Annotated in this window: 16 protein-coding genes and 2 pseudogenes; 11 read left to right on the forward strand and 7 right to left on the reverse strand. The window is 52.2% G+C overall.

The annotated features are described in order from the left end of the window. From V7676_RS18155 to V7676_RS18165, 3 genes are all read right to left on the reverse strand, one after another. Positions 1 to 408: transposase (locus V7676_RS18155; RefSeq protein ID WP_335660992.1), on the reverse strand; the 408-nt coding region annotated here is incomplete at its 3' end. A gap of 64 nt (positions 409 to 472) precedes the next feature. Further along, a complete protein-coding gene (locus V7676_RS18160; RefSeq protein ID WP_335660993.1) occupies positions 473 to 1030 on the reverse strand; it encodes a fasciclin domain-containing protein in 558 nt (185 codons plus the stop codon). Between the two features lie 193 nt (positions 1031 to 1223). After that, the gene (locus tag V7676_RS18165; RefSeq protein ID WP_100093415.1) at positions 1224 to 2030 is read right to left on the reverse strand and encodes an IS110 family transposase; all 807 of its coding nucleotides are present in this window, start codon (positions 2028 to 2030) and stop codon (positions 1224 to 1226) included. Between V7676_RS18165 and V7676_RS18170 the strand changes: the two are divergent. The 3 genes and pseudogenes from V7676_RS18170 to V7676_RS18180 all read left to right on the forward strand — a co-directional run. Then, a pseudogene (locus V7676_RS18170) lies at positions 1959 to 2351 on the forward strand (helix-turn-helix domain-containing protein); the annotation flags it as partial. The gene V7676_RS18165 and the pseudogene V7676_RS18170 overlap by 72 nt on opposite strands. 218 nt (positions 2352 to 2569) lie before the next feature. Next, positions 2570 to 4813, forward strand: a complete 2244-nt coding sequence (locus V7676_RS18175) for a sensor domain-containing phosphodiesterase (RefSeq protein WP_164089024.1) — start codon at positions 2570 to 2572, stop codon at positions 4811 to 4813. Positions 4814 to 4848: 35 nt separating this feature from the next. Continuing rightward, positions 4849 to 4917, forward strand: a pseudogene (locus V7676_RS18180) (transposase); the annotation flags it as partial. 1 nt (position 4918) lies between these two features. Here the strand turns inward: V7676_RS18180 and V7676_RS18185 are convergent. Continuing rightward, positions 4919 to 5560 carry a TetR/AcrR family transcriptional regulator gene (locus V7676_RS18185; protein WP_100093412.1) on the reverse strand — a complete coding sequence of 214 codons (642 nt, stop codon included), beginning with the start codon at positions 5558 to 5560 and terminating at the stop codon, positions 4919 to 4921. Positions 5561 to 5697: 137 nt separating this feature from the next. Here V7676_RS18185 and V7676_RS18190 point away from each other — a divergent pair, with 137 nt between their 5' ends. The 4 genes from V7676_RS18190 to V7676_RS18205 are packed head-to-tail and all read left to right on the forward strand — an operon-like array spanning position 5698 to position 9406. Then, on the forward strand, positions 5698 to 6954 hold the full coding sequence (locus V7676_RS18190; protein ID WP_240616898.1) for a cytochrome P450: 1257 nt from the start codon (positions 5698 to 5700) through the stop codon (positions 6952 to 6954). A gap of 16 nt (positions 6955 to 6970) precedes the next feature. Further along, positions 6971 to 7294, forward strand: a complete 324-nt coding sequence (locus V7676_RS18195) for a 2Fe-2S iron-sulfur cluster-binding protein (RefSeq protein WP_089132075.1) — start codon at positions 6971 to 6973, stop codon at positions 7292 to 7294. A 10-nt stretch (positions 7295 to 7304) separates the two neighbouring features. Further along, positions 7305 to 8915 carry a GMC family oxidoreductase gene (locus V7676_RS18200; protein WP_100093410.1) on the forward strand — a complete coding sequence of 537 codons (1611 nt, stop codon included), beginning with the start codon at positions 7305 to 7307 and terminating at the stop codon, positions 8913 to 8915. A gap of 29 nt (positions 8916 to 8944) precedes the next feature. Beyond that, complete coding sequence (locus V7676_RS18205; RefSeq protein ID WP_100093409.1) at positions 8945 to 9406, forward strand: TonB-dependent receptor plug domain-containing protein; 462 nt, start codon at positions 8945 to 8947, stop codon at positions 9404 to 9406. 72 nt (positions 9407 to 9478) lie between these two features. Here the strand turns inward: V7676_RS18205 and V7676_RS18210 are convergent, their stop codons facing one another. Continuing rightward, the gene (locus tag V7676_RS18210; protein ID WP_123906268.1) at positions 9479 to 9952 is read right to left on the reverse strand and encodes a hypothetical protein; all 474 of its coding nucleotides are present in this window, start codon (positions 9950 to 9952) and stop codon (positions 9479 to 9481) included. A gap of 292 nt (positions 9953 to 10244) precedes the next feature. Continuing rightward, the gene (locus V7676_RS18215; RefSeq protein ID WP_100093407.1) at positions 10245 to 11156 is read right to left on the reverse strand and encodes an IS1595 family transposase; all 912 of its coding nucleotides are present in this window, start codon (positions 11154 to 11156) and stop codon (positions 10245 to 10247) included. Positions 11157 to 11170: 14 nt separating this feature from the next. Between V7676_RS18215 and V7676_RS18220 the strand changes: the two genes are divergently transcribed. Together V7676_RS18220 and V7676_RS18225 are read left to right on the forward strand one after the other, a co-directional pair. Further along, on the forward strand, positions 11171 to 13429 hold the full coding sequence (locus V7676_RS18220; RefSeq protein WP_335660994.1) for a TonB-dependent receptor: 2259 nt from the start codon (positions 11171 to 11173) through the stop codon (positions 13427 to 13429). A 280-nt stretch (positions 13430 to 13709) separates the two neighbouring features. Then, entirely contained in the window at positions 13710 to 14552 is an 843-nt protein-coding gene (locus V7676_RS18225) for a PaaI family thioesterase (RefSeq protein ID WP_123906267.1), read from the forward strand. 150 nt (positions 14553 to 14702) lie between these two features. On the opposite strand, the gene V7676_RS18230 is transcribed toward V7676_RS18225, so the two are convergent. After that, entirely contained in the window at positions 14703 to 15176 is a 474-nt protein-coding gene (locus tag V7676_RS18230; RefSeq protein ID WP_100093404.1) for a MarR family winged helix-turn-helix transcriptional regulator, read from the reverse strand. A gap of 97 nt (positions 15177 to 15273) precedes the next feature. Here V7676_RS18230 and V7676_RS18235 point away from each other — a divergent pair, with 97 nt between their 5' ends. Together V7676_RS18235 and V7676_RS18240 are read left to right on the forward strand one after the other, a co-directional pair. Then, positions 15274 to 16158: an alpha/beta fold hydrolase gene (locus V7676_RS18235; protein WP_100093403.1), complete on the forward strand. Its 885-nt coding sequence runs from the start codon at positions 15274 to 15276 to the stop codon at positions 16156 to 16158. After that, entirely contained in the window at positions 16155 to 16556 is a 402-nt protein-coding gene (locus tag V7676_RS18240; RefSeq protein WP_100093402.1) for a hotdog fold thioesterase, read from the forward strand. Before V7676_RS18235 ends, V7676_RS18240 begins: the two co-directional genes overlap by 4 nt. Positions 16557 to 16642: the final 86 nt, after the last annotated feature.

Here is a 16642-nt window from a genome sequence, read left to right on the forward strand (position 1 = left end):
GCCGCATACGTTTACGCAGACCGTGCGATTGCTATCAAAAAATCTACTATTGCAAAGAGGCGGGCCATACGTTTTTTTAAGCAGACGCATCTCAAGCATCTGTTCAGCGACAACCTCCTTCAGATCTCGGGCTTCCTTACGAAGGTCGCGCACCTCATCAGTATTGGCAGCGCGGGCAGTATCGCCAGCCAGCCTGCGCTTGCCAGCCTCCATGAAGTCCTTCGACCATTTGTAATACACGCCCTGCGCGATACCCTCACGGCGGCATAGCTCGGCAATGCTATCTTCGCCGCGCAGACCCTCCAGCACGATCCGGATCTTCTCTTCCGCGCTATACTGTTTGCGGGTCGCTCTGCGGATATCTTTGACCACCCGCTCCGCGGGGGCTTTCGAGTGTTTTGGTTTCATTTCCGTTCCTTACAGTCACTGCAATGAAACCAAAACACTCGCTTATTTTATGCAGCCAGTCTGTCTATTGAATGCTGACGGGGGACAGCGTTCCATTACTGGACTTCACATCCGCTTGGGTCACATTCGCCTTGTTGCCGGCACCATCTTGGAGAATGATCGTATCACCGTCCATGGTCGCCTTGATCACGCCACCTTGCACGGTGGTGATGCTCGCGCTGCCACCGCCACCGGCAATGGCCTTTCCGATATCTGCGGAGGTCATGCTGCCTTTGACCAGACCAAATTTCGCGATGGTCTCCAGCTCTTCCTTGTTATCCACCGACAGCAGCTCGCTCAGCCGCTTCGCATCCATTTTGTTGAACGCATCATTGGTTGCGGCAAATGCGGTGAACGGACCATTATCTTGCAATTCAGCGCCAACACCGGACAAACCGACCAAAATGCTCGCGGTGCTGAGATCGGGATCGTCTTGCAGAACGGCGATCATATTGGTCGGCTTCGTGTCTTCGGCGATTCGCGCGTCGAGGATTTCCTGTTCCTCTTTGCTCAGTTCCGACGAGCATGCCGGTACCATCGCCAACAGGGTCGATGCCAGAATAATTTTGGGGGTGTTAAACATGAATTTCCTTTCTTCGGATCAATCCGTTCGCCGCATCTTGCGGTCAAACGATGATGAAATTCGTTGGCGCGAGGTACTCCGGCCCGCAGGGAAAAGTAAACCCACAAAAATCTAAAAAAAGGGCTCCGCCTGTCGGTGAATTCCTTGCCTATCCATCCTAGTGGATGACGCCAAACACAAGTATCCGTGATGGTCAAGCCATAGATTCCTTCCATAGCCGGTTGGCTTTGAGTAGTGCGTTTGCCATGACGATGAGCTTTCGCATGACGGCAGTGATGGCGACCTTTGCCAGCTTTCCGATGCTGATGAGATGAAAGTATTTTGCCTTGATGTCGAGATTGAAGCGAGCAGCGACAAGGGTGGGCATGTAGAGCGACCGGCGGACATTGGCTCTGCCTGCATGGATGGGTGCCTTGCCGGCCCATTGGCCTGATTGCCGGGTAATTGGAGCGAGCCCGGCAAGGGCAGCTGCCTGTTTATTTTCCAGTGAGCCCAGCTCAGGCATGGTAGCGATCAACTGTGCGGCCGTGATTGGTCCCAGGCCTTTGATGCTGGCGATAATTTCGCGCTTGCGCGCAAGCGCGAGATCTGCAGCGATAAGCGCCTGCGCCTGTATATCGATGGCATTGATGTGCCGTGCGATTTGCTCGAGACGTGCCTTTACCTGGCGTTTGAGCAGCGGCAGCAGCAGGTTCTTCTCGCGGTTCTTGAGGGCGGTACGATCCCTGACCAAGCCATCGCGGCCGTTCATGAGCTCGGCCAACCCAGCCAGTTCCGGGCTTTTGATAGGCCGGACATCAGGCTGGAACGTGGCCGCCATGCGGGCAAGGACCCCGGCATCGATCCGGTCGGTTTTGGCAAGTGTTCCTGTAGCCTGGGCAAAACGCCTGGCCCGCAAGGGGTTGATCTGGACCAGTAGCTGGAAAGTGGGCCTGAAGCGCTGGCTGACCGGCCATCTGTCCCGAGCCGGGTGTGGAACCGGATCCCAGCAAACATCCATGAACAGATCATCGAACTGGCGCTGGAGCAGTCCGAGCTGAGCCCGCGGGAGCTGGCCGTGCGCTTCACCGATGAGAAGCGCTACTTCGTATCGGAGGCGACGGTATACCGCTTACTGAAAGCCCATGATCTAATTACCAGCCCTGCCTATGTCGTGATCAAGGCTGCCAATCACTTCCATACCCAGACTACGCGGGCGAACGAGATGCGGCAGACCGATTTTACCTAATTCAGAATCATTGGCTGGGGCTGTCTCGGCTTTGGCATGATGCCCCGCATCGTGCGCCGCCTGCGCTATCTGTCGACGGTGCTCGACGATTATGTTGCGCGATGACGACACGGATGGATTGTCGAGCCGATACATGACGGTAATTTAATGGAAAGTTAATTAATTCTTCCTAGAGCGTTTTTCCCTTGAACGATGCAAATAGAACGGTGGCCAGCGTTTCATTGTTTGGCCACAGAGAAATGGCGCTCGGCAAATTCGAAAGCGATATTCGCGCTTAAAAGTCGCATTGGTTTATGAAGAGGGCCGCAGACATGAAGCCGATCAATCGGGAAGATTTCCAGCGGGTAGAATCGTTGCACCAGCTTCATATCCTGGACACTCCCCGTCAGGCTTCCTTTGATCGTATTACCGAACTATGTGCAGATATTTTCGATTGCTCCATCTCTCTCATTTCGCTGGTTGATGAGCACCGCCAGTGGTTCCTGTCCTCGGTCGGTGTGGATGTCCGCGAAACGCCGCGCGAACATTGCTTCTGTAACCATGCAATTGAGGCTGGATGCAGTATGCTCGTGCCCGATGCGTTGGCAGACCAGCGATTCTCCGATAATCCGCTCATCCGTCATGCACCGGCGATCCGTTCCTATCTCGGCGCACCCATCAATAGTCCCGACGGAACAATGATCGGTACCCTGTGCATTGCGGATCAGCGCGCAGGCCGTTTCGACGATGACCACATCCTCAAGCTGGAAATCCTCGCAGCGACCATTGAAGATCTGATAAGAGCGCACTCTCAGGCTTCCGTCACCTCCTATCTGAACTCCCAGCTGGATGCGCGAAGCAGCCGGCTCAACCGAGCCAATGGGATATTCAAGCAGGCGGAGAAAATTGCAAAAATTGGTTCATGGGAGTGGAACGAGGAGACTCGTGAACTGACCTGGTCGGACGAAGCATTTGCGATTTTTGGTTCTCCGGAAAATGTACCAACTTCTATTGAAGAAGCAGTTCTCTACTGCGCTCAGGAAGATCTGCAAGGAGCAACAGAGGCGATCGAAAATGGAAAAAAGCATAAGGACTCCTTTGAATTTGAAACAGGCTTGAACGCGGCGAACGGTACGTTCAAGCGGGTGAAGGCCATGGGCGAATATCTGGAGGCAGACCAACAAAGTCCTGCGCGCCTGGTGGGGATCATCCAGGATATAACGGAATCCCATCACACGCGCCTCGCCCTGCAGCGCGCCGCGGACCGCGATGCCCTGACCGATCTCTACAATCGCAATGCCCTGGATCGCTTTCTGCAGAACACGCTTGGGAAGCTCAAGAAGACCGGTTCGAACGCCTTCTTGCTGATGCTTGATCTGGATGGCTTCAAGGACATCAACGATACGTTCGGACATTTGATCGGCGATGTTTTTCTGGAGAAGATCAGCTCCCGCATAGTGGACGCGCTTCCCCACGGGGCGATTGTCGCAAGATGGGGTGGCGATGAATTTGTGATCCTGACTGCGCCGGACATTGACTTGCAGGCGGCGAAGCAGCTCGGTGATGAAATACTTGTCAGCGTGGAACGTCAGTTCGAAATTTCAGGACGCAAGATGGGAGTCAGCGCGACGTGCGGTCTGGTCGAGATCGACGAGCGATCCATCGCCAGAGAGATTATTCGCAAGGCTGATCTGGCGCTTTATCACGGAAAAGAGCGCGAACCCGGACGCGTACACGCATATGTACCCGAACTGGAGCAAGCGAACCATCACCGGCAAGCGGCGATCGCGAAAGTCCGGGAAGCTCTGGATCGTGACCGCATCTTCGCCGGCTACCAGCCCATTATAGATCTCAGGACAAGCCGGTTGGTCGGACTGGAAGCGCTGATGCGATTGAGCGTCTCGAACGGCGAGCAGATTACCGCATCGCAGGTTCTGCCGGCAATCCTGGATCCGATCCTGTCTCGCGAGATTGGCGAGCGCATGTTGTCCAGCGTGTACAGGGAACTGGCAGAAATCGAGCAGTCCCAGCCAGATCTGCAATTTGTCAGCATCAATGCAACCGAAGCGGACCTGTTGAGCCGCGATTTTGCGGACAATTTATTGTCGAGGTTGAATGAGGTCAAAATCAGTCCCGCGAAAATCACGCTCGAGGTTACCGAAACCATGCTGATGGTCAATGATACAACCACAGTGCAGAATGTTCTCTCCGAACTGAGCGCAGCGGGAATGCGCATCGCGCTGGACGATTTCGGAACAGGCTTTTCATCGCTGTCGCATCTCAGGGATTTCCCCATAGACGCGGTCAAAATAGACAAGAGCTTCATCAAGTCGATCACCGCCGAGCACCAGTCGAGGCTGATCGTCCAGGCGCTGATCAACATGGCCAGCAATCTTGGCATCGAGGTCATAGCGGAAGGCGTCGAGACGGAAGAGCAACGCAATCTCCTGATACAACTCGGCTGCAACCTGGGCCAGGGCTTTCTGATCAGCCCGGCCCAAAGCGCCTGCCATATCAAGTTGATGCAGTTTCCGAATCTACCGAGCGAAGCAATGAGCAAAAGGAAGGTCGCTTAGAGCCGACACAATAAATGGTCGCACTGAAGAACCACATCCGTTCGGAACGAAGACTCTCCGAGGAAGTTCATCTCAATCTTGCGTATCGCTGGTTTTGTCGGTTGATCAAGGCTTTCCGATGTTCATCAAGCTCTGTATAAATTGATCCATGTAAATCGCTAGATCCCGGCTGGGGACTTTGGCAAACTGCATCAGCGCGAGAGTATGTCCGCCGCCTATGAACAATCGGGTTGCTGCTTTCACATTGAGATTTTCGCTCAGTATACCTTCACGTTTGCCACGCAGAAAGACCGGCCGAGTTATCGCGTGTAACTTGTCCAACAACGCAAGATATCGGGGCCATACGCCCGCGCGAACTCCGGTGCTCCAGTCTAACCAAACCTTAATGATATCAGATTTCGTGGTCGCGTCGTTGGCAAACCGCATTGCCAGCGTGGTAAGCGCTTCTTCCACGGATTTTTTTCCACTTAGCGAATCAGTGACGAGTTTGATCAGGTAGTTTTCAACTTCGCAGAGCACCGCTGACTCAAGATCCTCACGTGATCTAAAATAGGAATGCACGGTCGGTATCGCAACTCCGGCCAGCTTCGCGACGTGAGAATGAGTGGCACGAGCGACACCATTTTCCGCAAAGGCTTTAAGCGCGCAGAGTGTCAACTGTTTGCGCCTCTCGTCCGGCTTCAGGCGCCTTTTTCCCAAATCGTGTTTGTATTTCAATATATTAGGCTCCTGATTGAAGGCCGACATCACCGCTTAAATCTGGGATTATTATGTGCCGGTCATCATAAAAAATCGCAACAGATTTTGCTTGTTGACATTATACTCATTTGTAGATGATACTATACTCAATAAAAATCATATATCACCAGGAAAGGATGGCCAGCATGACACGAACCGGCACTGAAGCTGCGTATGCGATACCACTTGATAAAATCGACGTAAGCTCACCAGCACTTTTCAAGGACGATTCGGCTGGCACGTATTTTAAACGTCTGCGGGAAGAGGATCCTGTCCACTATTGCGCTGAGAGTGCTTACGGGCCCTATTGGTCGATCACCAAATATAAAGACATCATGCATGTTGATACCCACCATGACATCTTTTCGTCGTCGGCAGGCTTCGGCGGCATCATCATCGATGACAATATTCAAAAAGGTGGTGGTGAAGAGGGGCTTGACCTTCCTAATTTCATTGCGATGGACCGACCGCGCCATGACGAACAGCGAAAAGCCGTCAGCCCCATCGTAGCTCCCGGTAACCTTGCTCTTCTGGAAAGCACCATTCGCGAGCGTGTCGGGGCCGTATTGGATAGCCTGCCAATAGAAGAAGAATTTGACTGGGTTGATCGGGTCTCGATCGAAATTACCACCCAGATGCTGGCCACTCTCTTTGATTTTCCTTTTGAAGATCGCCGCAAGCTTACCCGCTGGTCGGATGTGACGACAGCTGCACCTGGCGGGGGCGTCGTTGATTCATGGGCGCAGCGCAAAGATGAATTAATGGAATGTGCGCAATATTTCCAGACGCTTTGGAATGAACGGGTAAACGAGGATCCAGGCAATGACCTTATTTCAATGTTGGCCCATTCCCCGGCGACCCGAAACATGACACCGGAAGAATATCTCGGCAACGTGCTGCTGCTGATTGTGGGCGGCAATGACACAACGCGAAATTCGATGACGGGTGGGGTTCTTGCGCTGCATCAGAACCCGGACCAGATGGCCAAATTGAGGGCCTCTCCAGCGCTAATTGAAAGCATGGTGCCGGAAATTATCCGCTGGCAGACACCCTTGGCGCACATGCGGCGTACAGCAAAGGAAGATTCGGTTGTTGGCGGTAAAACCATCCGCAAAGGTGACAAAGTCGTCATGTGGTATTTTTCGGGAAATCGTGATGATGAAGTCATTGATCGGCCTGACTCATTTATCATCGACCGCCCGAACCCTCGCCAGCATTTATCCTTCGGGTTCGGCATCCACCGATGCGTTGGTAATCGGCTTGCCGAAATGCAACTGCGAATTTTGTGGGAGGAAATACTCAATCGCTTCGACCGCATTGAAGTGATCGGTGAGCCCGAACGTGTTCAGTCGAATTTTGTCCGAGGTTACACCAAAATGATGGTCCGCGTTCACGCGCGATAAGAGTGAAGGAATACCAATGCCATTAGTAAAGTTTATTACCGCTCAAGGTGACGACCATCTTGTCAATGTAAATGCCAATTCATCAGTCATGGAGGCAGCCCGAGACAACGGAGTCCCGGGCATCGATGGCGATTGCGGCGGATGTGCAGCTTGCGGCACCTGCCATGTTCATATCGACGCGGCGTGGATTGAAAAAACCGGTCACGCTTCGGACGGCAGTGAGAGCGATATGCTCGAATTTGTGGAAGGAGCCGATGAATATAGCCGTCTGGCCTGCCAAATATCGATTACGGAAGAGCTTGACGGACTGATCGTTCGCTTGCCTCTCGCGCAGCATTGATTTCCGTTCAATGACCGGGGCCAGCCGGAAAAATAATTTCGACTATATAATCGTTGGGGCAGGTTCAGGCGGATGCGTAGTGGCTAACCGTCTTTCAGCGAACCCGGCGATACAGGTCTGCTTGATTGAAGCTGGCGGAGATGACGATCAGATGCTGGTCAACGTGCCGCTCGGCATGGCTGCCATGTTGCCGACCAAAATCAATAATTACGGCTATCAAACTGTTCCGCAGCCGGGACTCAATGGCCGAAAAGGTTATCAGCCGCGTGGCCGTGTGCTTGGTGGATCAAGCTCGATCAATGCGATGTGCTATATCCGCGGCCAGGCCGAGGATTATGACGCTTGGGCGGCGGACAGTGCGCCGGGCTGGTCCTATGATGATGTGCTGCCTTATTTCAAGATGTCGGAATGCAATGAACGCGGTGAAGATCAATATCACGGCGTGTCGGGACCGCTTAACGTAGCAGATCACCGTTCACCCAACCCCGTTACCGATCTCTTCATCGAGGCTGCAGCGGAACAACAACACAAAACAACAAACGATTTTAACGGAGCCGAACAAGAAGGCGTTGGGCGTTATCAGGTAAACCAAAAGGATGGCCGGCGTTGGAGTGTAGCGCGCGGGTATCTGCGACCAATCCTTGATCGACCGAACCTTACGGTGATGACACGAACAAAGGCGCTTCGCATTGTATTGGATGGTGAACGAGCGACGGGCCTGGAGGTGCTTTGCAACAAACGGTCTATGACACTTGGCGCTGATGCCGGCGTTGTGCTGACGAGCGGTGCGTTCGGCACGCCGCACCTTCTGATGGTATCGGGCGTTGGGCCGGAGTCCGAACTGCGACGCCATTCTATACCCGTCCGGTTTAACATACCGGAAATTGGCCAGAATCTTCAGGACCATCCTGATCATGTCACGGTATATCGCGCCAAAAGTCCTGATTTATTTGCTGTCAGCCCTGGCGGTGTCGCGCGTATTGGTGCGTCGATTCCCGACTATATCCGTAATGGTCGTGGTCCGCTTACCAGCAACGCGGCGGAAGGCGGTGCTTTTCTATCCACCAAAGGTCGTGGCAATCGACCAGATGTCCAGATGCACTTCGTCCACGGCATTATTGATGATCATTCTCGCAAGATCCATTTGGGCGGAGGGATGAGCTGCCATGTTTGCGTGCTGCGACCCGAGAGCAGGGGTTCCGTGACACTCGGTTCGGCCGACCCTTTTGCCGCTCCTGTCATCGATCCAAATTTTCTCGCGACAGATGGTGATATTAAAACCCTGTTGTCCGGCTTCAAGCTGGTGCGCGATATTATGGAATCAGACGCGCTTAAGTCCATTCGCGGCACTGAGCTTTTTACAAAGGGCATGAGCGGAGATTCAGAACTCATTGATGCGATAAAGGCGCGCGCAGACACAGTCTATCACCCGGTTGGGACATGCCGGATGGGGAATGATGAAACCGCTGTGTGTGACGAAAAATTAAAGGTTCGCGGCATTCAAAATATCTGGATCGCCGATGCCTCCGTTATGCCCAATCTAATATCCGGCAACACCAATGCCCCGGTTGCGATGATCGCCGAGCGCGCTGCAGAGTTTATTCTGGAAAACCAAAAATAAAAAAAGTCCGAAAAATAGGGAGGAAGAACATGAACAAAACATATTTGGCTGGAGGTTGCGCGTTATTTGTATTGCAAATAGCTCTATCGGGAACTGCCTTGGCCCAAACCAAAGAACAAGATACCAGTGGTTTTGAGGTAATTGTTGTGACTGCGCAAAAGCGGTCACAAGCGCTTCAAGATGTTCCCGTCGCTGTGTCCGCATTGACGGCAAAGGAACTGGAATCTCGCGGCGTAGATGAAACATCAGATTTGCAAGGATTTGTACCAAGTCTTCAGATCACCACGCCTTATGGCCGCACCCAACCGAACTTCGCACTGCGCGGCGTTTCAGTGGCTAATGAATTTAATGCTTCAACCGCTTCGCCTGTCGGTGTGTATGTTGACGAAGTTTACCAGAGCTTCGGCAATTATATACTTTACTTAGCAGAGAATCGGATTCATAGATGTCTGGACAGGCCGGCGCTAAAATTGAGATTACGGACGCTATGATTGAGGCGGGTATTGGCGCGTTTTATAAATTTAATACGCCAGCGTATTCAGTGGGCGAGGCTGTAATTAAGATTATCGAATCTTTCTTTCAGGCGGATGGGGGTCGGATTCAATCGGCGGGCGGTGCCCCCAAATTTGTCGTCGATTTCTCGTCTCTGGAGGATCGTTACCTACCTCTTTGCGCCATTTCGCATCAGCCAGAAGCTTAGATGATAATATCATTTTGTTGTGTAATTCAGTTAAGGAATCAGAAAAGAAAGGTTCTTCTCGGGCATAGCCCTGGCTGATTTCCTTCCAAGATTCTGAGGCGGGACACCATGTGTAGCCCCACAAGCCATGAAAGCAGATGTTTCTGTCAGACGAAAGGGCGCTGATAGAGTGATGTATTTCAATTAACTGGCTTCTGTTTCCTGCATTTTCAGGCTTCGAGATTTCTCGCCATAAATCTGCTAACTTGGCTTTTAAATTTTTTGTTGAGTAGGTCGCTAAATCATCCACCGTGTTTAGGCTCATTAGATCGCGGAGAAGTTCGTCAAGTTTGAACACAATATGCCCCCAAACAACAGCAACCCTTCCTAAAATTATAAGTTGTTCGTCTGAGAGGGGTATCTCATATACAGGGCTGGTTAGGGGCGATATGGAGGTCATTTTGAATACTCGGCAAGAAAAAGATGAAACATACTCCGAAGCGGAGACAGAGGCGCGGCGCGAGGCCACGTTGCAAAAGCTACTTTCGACTCCGCCAAAGCCCCACAAGTCTAGCAAGACAAAGGGTAAAGAGTCTCAATCAAAATAGCGTTTACGCTTCTCGCCGATCTGGCGAATTTCAACCGTCCATTTAGGCGGCGAGTTTGTCAGTCCGCCGATAGGTCAGACGCTTGCCTTCGATGCCCTTAAGGGCAACGGCGGCGCGCTCACCGTCTGTAATGTCGCGGGTGTTGTAACGGAAATCGAATTCCTTGGTATAACGGCCAAGGTGCGCTTCGCTCATATGGTGGTAGACACCGATCACGCCGCGTTTGAAGATAGAAAAGAAGTTTTCAGCGGTGTTGGAGTGCTTGAAGCCGCCCGTGGTGACATATTTCTTAGCGGAGTGATTGACTACACTGTGACCGGCAAATTCGCGTCCTACGCGGGTATATACGGTTGCTTCGTCAGTCATAAGGTGGCTGTCGCGGTGAACATTGGTAACGATAAGGTTGCGAAGGTCTTTTGCATTGACGTTGGCAACATGGAAGCTGCGAACATGGCCTTCACGGTCAACCAGTGCGACAACGGGCTGCTTGTCGCGAGGCTTGCGGTGCGCACGGTTCTTGGCCTTGCCGCCTACAAAGGTTTCATCGGCTTCCACAACGCGGTTAGGACCGCCTAGAGGGCCATTACCGTTGGCACCGTCCATTGCTTCGCGGATGCGGTGGCAAAGGAACCAGGCGGTTTTATAGGTCACACCGATGTTGCGGGCGATCTGGCTGGCTGAAATGCCTTTCTTGCTGGATGCCAGCAGGTGCATGGCCAGAAGCCATTTATGAAGGGGAACATGGGAGCGTTCCATGACGGTGCCGGTGCGGACTGTGAACTTGTCGCGGCAATCGTTGCACTGGAACATTCCGCGCTGCGTTTTGCCCTTCATACGGGTGACGTTGGTTGAACCACAGTGAGCGCAAAAAGGCTCTCCGTTCCAGCGCGATACTTCGATATGTTTCTCGGCTGCTTTTTCGTTGTGAAAAATGGGGTCTGTTAGGTTCGTCATTGGCTGTTTTCCTTGTGATACAGCCTTATATCAAGATTGACCTGCTAAGTAAAGTATATATTTGCCAGAGCTTCCGTGCCAGCCACGGTCAGCAGCTTTACGATCTGGAACGCGTTGAGGTGTTGCGTGGGCCGCAAGGAACGCTTTATGGGCGGAACACAACCGGCGGTGCCATCAGCTTTTTTTCAAACAAACCCGAACTTGTTGATACAACTGGAACGCTTTCGGTTGGCTACGGTAATTACGACACAAAGACAATCCAAGGTGCGATAGAAACAACTCTGGTTCCTGATGTGCTTGGTATCCGCTTTGCGGGAACCTTTGCCAAGGGCGATGGCTGGCAATTCAATCCCGTTCAGAACCGCGATACCGGCACGACAAATTCGATTGCTGGCCGCCTGTCGGTCCGTTTCAAGCCAACTGATACACTGGATATCAACTTGAAGGGATATATCTCCCGGGATAATCCGGTTGCACCCAACCCGTATGCGTTCGGTCAATATGCAGAGGGCCGTGATGTTTTGGGTTATTCACGTTTCGATCCCGCCCAGAACGGGGGGCGCGCGCTAAACCGCGACGAGGTATCTGCCGATACGGGCGGAAACTACTACACTCTGTCGAAGGGTCTGGCGCTAAACGTCGCCTACGAGATTAGTGACAGCCTCTCGGTTACATCGATTACCGGTTATGATACTGGGAATTACAGCATTTCTCCGTTTGACTGTGACGGTTCACCGAATGATGTTTGCGCGATCCGTTTCAATTCAACGAGCAAAAATTTCAATCAGGATCTGCGCTTTGCTTACAAGGACGACCGTTTCAATCTGATCGCTGGACTTTATTATGGTGTAGATAAAATCAAAACGCGGAACGGGATCGATTTCTTTGGTGTTCTGGATCCAGTGTTGCGCAGTTTCGGCATTGGCGACTCGTTCTTTAACGCACCTGTTTCAGCACCTCAGGCTGCTGCGATTGTCCCGGCATTTTTGGTCAATCCAGCCCTTGACCCCACTCTTGCATCGAGCTGTGCACCGGTTGCAACCGGGAATCCCAACGGGTTCCTTGATGCGAGATCCCTTGTTGCCCTCCAAACCGATATCCAGATTGATAATTCGGCTGGCGGCGGCTTCGGTGGAGCCCTTTCTGCTGCGTGTCGGGCAGCTGGCGCACCCCCATTTGGACCAATAACCGGTGAACAGAATTTCACCGTCGAACGTCCTTCCGCTGCCATTTATGCTGATGCCAGTTATGATGTGACCAACGAACTGACGGTCAGTGTCGGCTTGCGTTACACCAAAGACAAAGTGAACTACCTCAACGGGCGAACAGTGCTGGTTGATTTGGGGGGAACCGAGCGAGCAAGTACGATTCCCTATACCTTCCCCTTCAACCCAAACCAACCTCCGCTTGAGCAACGCGAAAAAGAAAGCCGAGTCACGGGGCGGATCAATGTCAGTTATGATTTCACCGACGATGTGTTGGGATATGTCAATTTCAGCCGAGGATATCGCAGCGGCAGTTTTAATGGGTTAGCGTATCAGGGAACCGATCAGGTCTATTATGTTGAACCGGAGCAGATAAACGCATATGAAGGCGGTCTGAAAACGCTCCTGTTTGATCGGCGCGTCCAGCTTAATCTAGCCGGTTTTTACTACGACTACAGCAACCATCAGGTCACTCAGGTGATTGGAGCGACGACGTTTGTTCGCAGCGCCGATGGCAAACTCTATGGCGGTGAGGCGGAACTCGCAATCATAGCTACCGATAATCTGCGCTTTGACGCATCGGTCAGCTTGTTGCGCAGTAAATATCAAGGAAATGTTGTCGATCCTACCGATCCTCGAAGCCCGACCCGCAATGTCAATGGAAATCCGTTCCCCAACGCTCCGCGCGAAACGTTTTCTGCAGGGTTCGATTGGGACGTTTTTGACACTGATGCAGGCAAACTAAGTCTGCGCGGCGATGCTGCGTATACGGGGAAATATTTCTTCGATCCGTTTGGCGACTACGGCCAAACGCCGTGTGATCGCCCAGGTGCACCTGGTAGTGTTCGTCCGGCAGGTCCGGCGATCACATGCGGAAACCCTGGCTACTGGCTCGTCAATAGCCGGTTGACATTTCAGAAGGATAATTTTTCAGCGAGCCTGTGGGCCAAGAACCTGACCAACAAGGTATATTATAGCTACGGGTTGAACATAGACATCTTCGGACTCGATTATCTTAACCGGGGAACACCGCGCACATATGGCATCGAAGCAACGGTGAAATTCTGATGGGTGGCATGAGCAACGCTGCGAAACTTTCGGCAAGCCGAACCGGCACCGCGGCCACCTCCTATTAACATGACCAAATGACAAAGGGGATGTTGGTCAGGATTGTAAATGCAATCATTGGACCTTATCCTTCAAAATCATGATTACCTTGCACCATTCGGGTTTTTGCGGACATAATTTTTCGCCTCTCCGGCGAACGGAGTCCTTTGTTTGCAGCTTATGCCTGGCTAAGGAATTTTGAGTATGTCTTGTTTACCATACCTTATTGGAAGATAATTGGATGACTGCGCAATCTAAGCCAGATGAACAGACGGGTGAGAAAATGCGGGTTCGACTTGTAACCCCTTACCAATTGACGCTCGGAATGGAATTGCTGGAAAGCAGCAGCGGGCGTTCGATCAGTCGAATGAAAGCCAATAGGCGGATTGCCAAAGCACCGGGAAATCCAAACCTTGATCCGCTGGCGCTCATGGGTTTTATCGACCAAGGATTGTCCGAATCGTTGCAAGGTTTGATTGGTACAGAAATCGGAATTTCAACTTTTGATTTGCGGATCGGACTTTCATCAGGATCTTCAATGGGGGATGAGTTGACGCTGACGGCCGAAGCGGTGATGGTTGGAAAAACATCGGCCACTGCAACAGGTAGCGTAACAAACTCGTCCAAAGATATCATCGGAACAGCAACAGGACTGTTTCGTTTGGGGAGCTTTCCGGGGGGCGCTCCGGCCGACTATAATTTGGTCGGTGATTTCGATGCTCAAGCAATGCCCGGACCGATGACCACCAGTTTGGGATTATCGGGCGCTCCAGACTCGCCACAAATTGTAGCAGGAAACCGGGCTGTTTTGGGCTGGGAGAGCGGAAATATTGTCCATGGGGGCGCGGTTGCTGCGGCGCTGATGGCTGCATGCCAAGGCCGTGTTGCAGGTGGTGAAAGTTCGATCGGCCAACAGCTAGAGTCGATCGACATTCGTTATGTGCGTCCAGCCATTGGTTCGCGCGATCTATTCACGAACAGCTGTTTTGAACGTGAAGGCAAGGCCGCGAGCTTTGTCCGCGCCACCTGTTTCCATAAACCAGAGAAACCGCTCGCCACAGCCATAGCAACTTTTGTGCGCTAGCGCATATTTGATTGGTGCCCCGGCAGGTATCAACGGTATATTTCACCGTCCGATAATTATGAAATTAATTGACCTGGACAGTAAAAAAAGGGCAAGCGGCCCCCGCCACTTGCCCATACTGATCCAACAGGAGAGAGGGATCAGAACCAGTTAAATTTCGGGATCTGATGGGTTCAACACCCTTAGATTCCCAACCATTTTTTCCAGCGCGGTTCGTATGATGGCTATGTTTGCGCTGGATATGCCTTTGAACATTTTCTTATAAACGGCGTCAGCTTCTTTCCGGAGTTCCGGAATAATATCGATTGCCTTTGGACGCAGGAATATCCGCCAGACACGCCGGTCACTTTCTGCCGCCCGACGTTCGACAAAATCCAGTTTTTCCAGATGATCAATCGTCAATCCGATAGTAGCCCGTTCAAGTTCAAGGCAGGCTGCCAACTCGGTTTGTGTCATGCCCTCGGTCTTGATCAGATAGGCCAATGTTCTCCACTGTGTGCGGGACAGGCCGAACTGAGCAATCGATTCATCAAATGCCTTGCGCAGAACTCGGGGCACTTCCTCCAGCAAAAACGCAAACTCATCGGTCTCATTGAGGAACCCGTCTTGCGCGTTGGCACTCATTGTAGCTGTTTCGGTTGTCATCATAGTGACCATATCGTAAATTTAATATAATATAAAGCCCTTTACTGTCTGTCCATATACAGTCTATAAAATCGGTATGGATCATGAAGAGAGCACCTTTACGGGCCACAATGGCTTGAAGATTAAGGCAAGCACGACTGGGCCAAAAACCGGCTTTCCGGTAATGCTTGCGCATGGCGGCGGGCAAACCCGTCATGCCTGGGCAAAGGTGCTGGATGAACTCGCCAATGCTGGCTACCGCGCGACGGCTATCGATATGCGTGGTCATGGGGACAGTGAATGGGCACCAGATGGCGCCTACGATATGCGCGATTTTGCTCGCGATCTGATCGCTATTTCCAATCAACTCGATAACCCCCCAGCGATGGTCGGAGCATCACTGGGCGGAATAGCGGGTATGATTGCAGCCGGGGAATTGGCCCCCGCAAGCTTTAAGTCACTCACCTTGGTTGATATTGCGCCAAAGATGGAAGCCGTCGGAGTGTCAAGAGTGGTGGGGTTCATGCAGGCCCATATGACAGACGGATTTTCCTCCCCTGAAGAAGCTGCAGAAATTATCGCCGAATATATGCCACAACGAAAGAAACGCACCGGCACAGGCAAGCTTGATCGATATTTGCGCAAGCGGGAGGACGGGCGATATTATTGGCATTGGGACCCCAATTTTATTCACCATGTGACGCATGCTCGTGACGACGCTACCGAGGCAAAAGACAATGGCTTCGACAGATTGAGTGCGGCGGCCGCGAAATTGACACTGCCGGTTCATCTCATACGCGGAGGTTCCAGCGACATGGTCTCTGAAGAGGCCGTAGCTCATTTCCAAACGCTGGTTCCCAGCGCGCATTTCACAGACATTGCAGATGCCGGCCATATGGTCGCCGGTGACCGCAACGATGCATTTTGCTCGGCGATCCTCTCTTTCTTGAATGCGACCCACAAGCGCGGTGCTGCAGCATGAAACACAATCCGGAAAATCTAGCTGACGCGATACAGATTGCGCCTTTCCATCGCTGGTTAGGTCTGAAAATCGTTCGCCAAGACAGCGATTGTTTGGAACTGGAAATGCCGTGGCGGGACGAACTTGTATCTAATCCGTTGATTGGAGCGGCGCACGGCGGCATACTGGCATCTCTGATCGATTTAACCGGGCTTTATGCGATTATTGCAGCAGGAGGTGTCGCCAGGGCGACCGTGGATCTGAGGGTAGATTATCATCGCGCAGCCACCAACGGCCCGCTTCGTGCAATTGGGCAGGTCGTGAAGCTTGGAAAAACCATAAGTACCGCAGACACGCGCATTATCGACGATGATGATCGCTTGGTGGCTAGCGGTCGCGGGACCTATTTGGGCACGTAAATGGTCGTCAAAAAACGTATGGCCCGCCTCTTTGCAATAGTAGATTTTTTGATAGCAATCGCACGGTCTGCGTAAACGTATGCGGC

The organism is Parasphingorhabdus sp., assembly GCF_036963805.1.
In the GTDB taxonomy this organism is placed as follows: domain Bacteria; phylum Pseudomonadota; class Alphaproteobacteria; order Sphingomonadales; family Sphingomonadaceae; genus Parasphingorhabdus.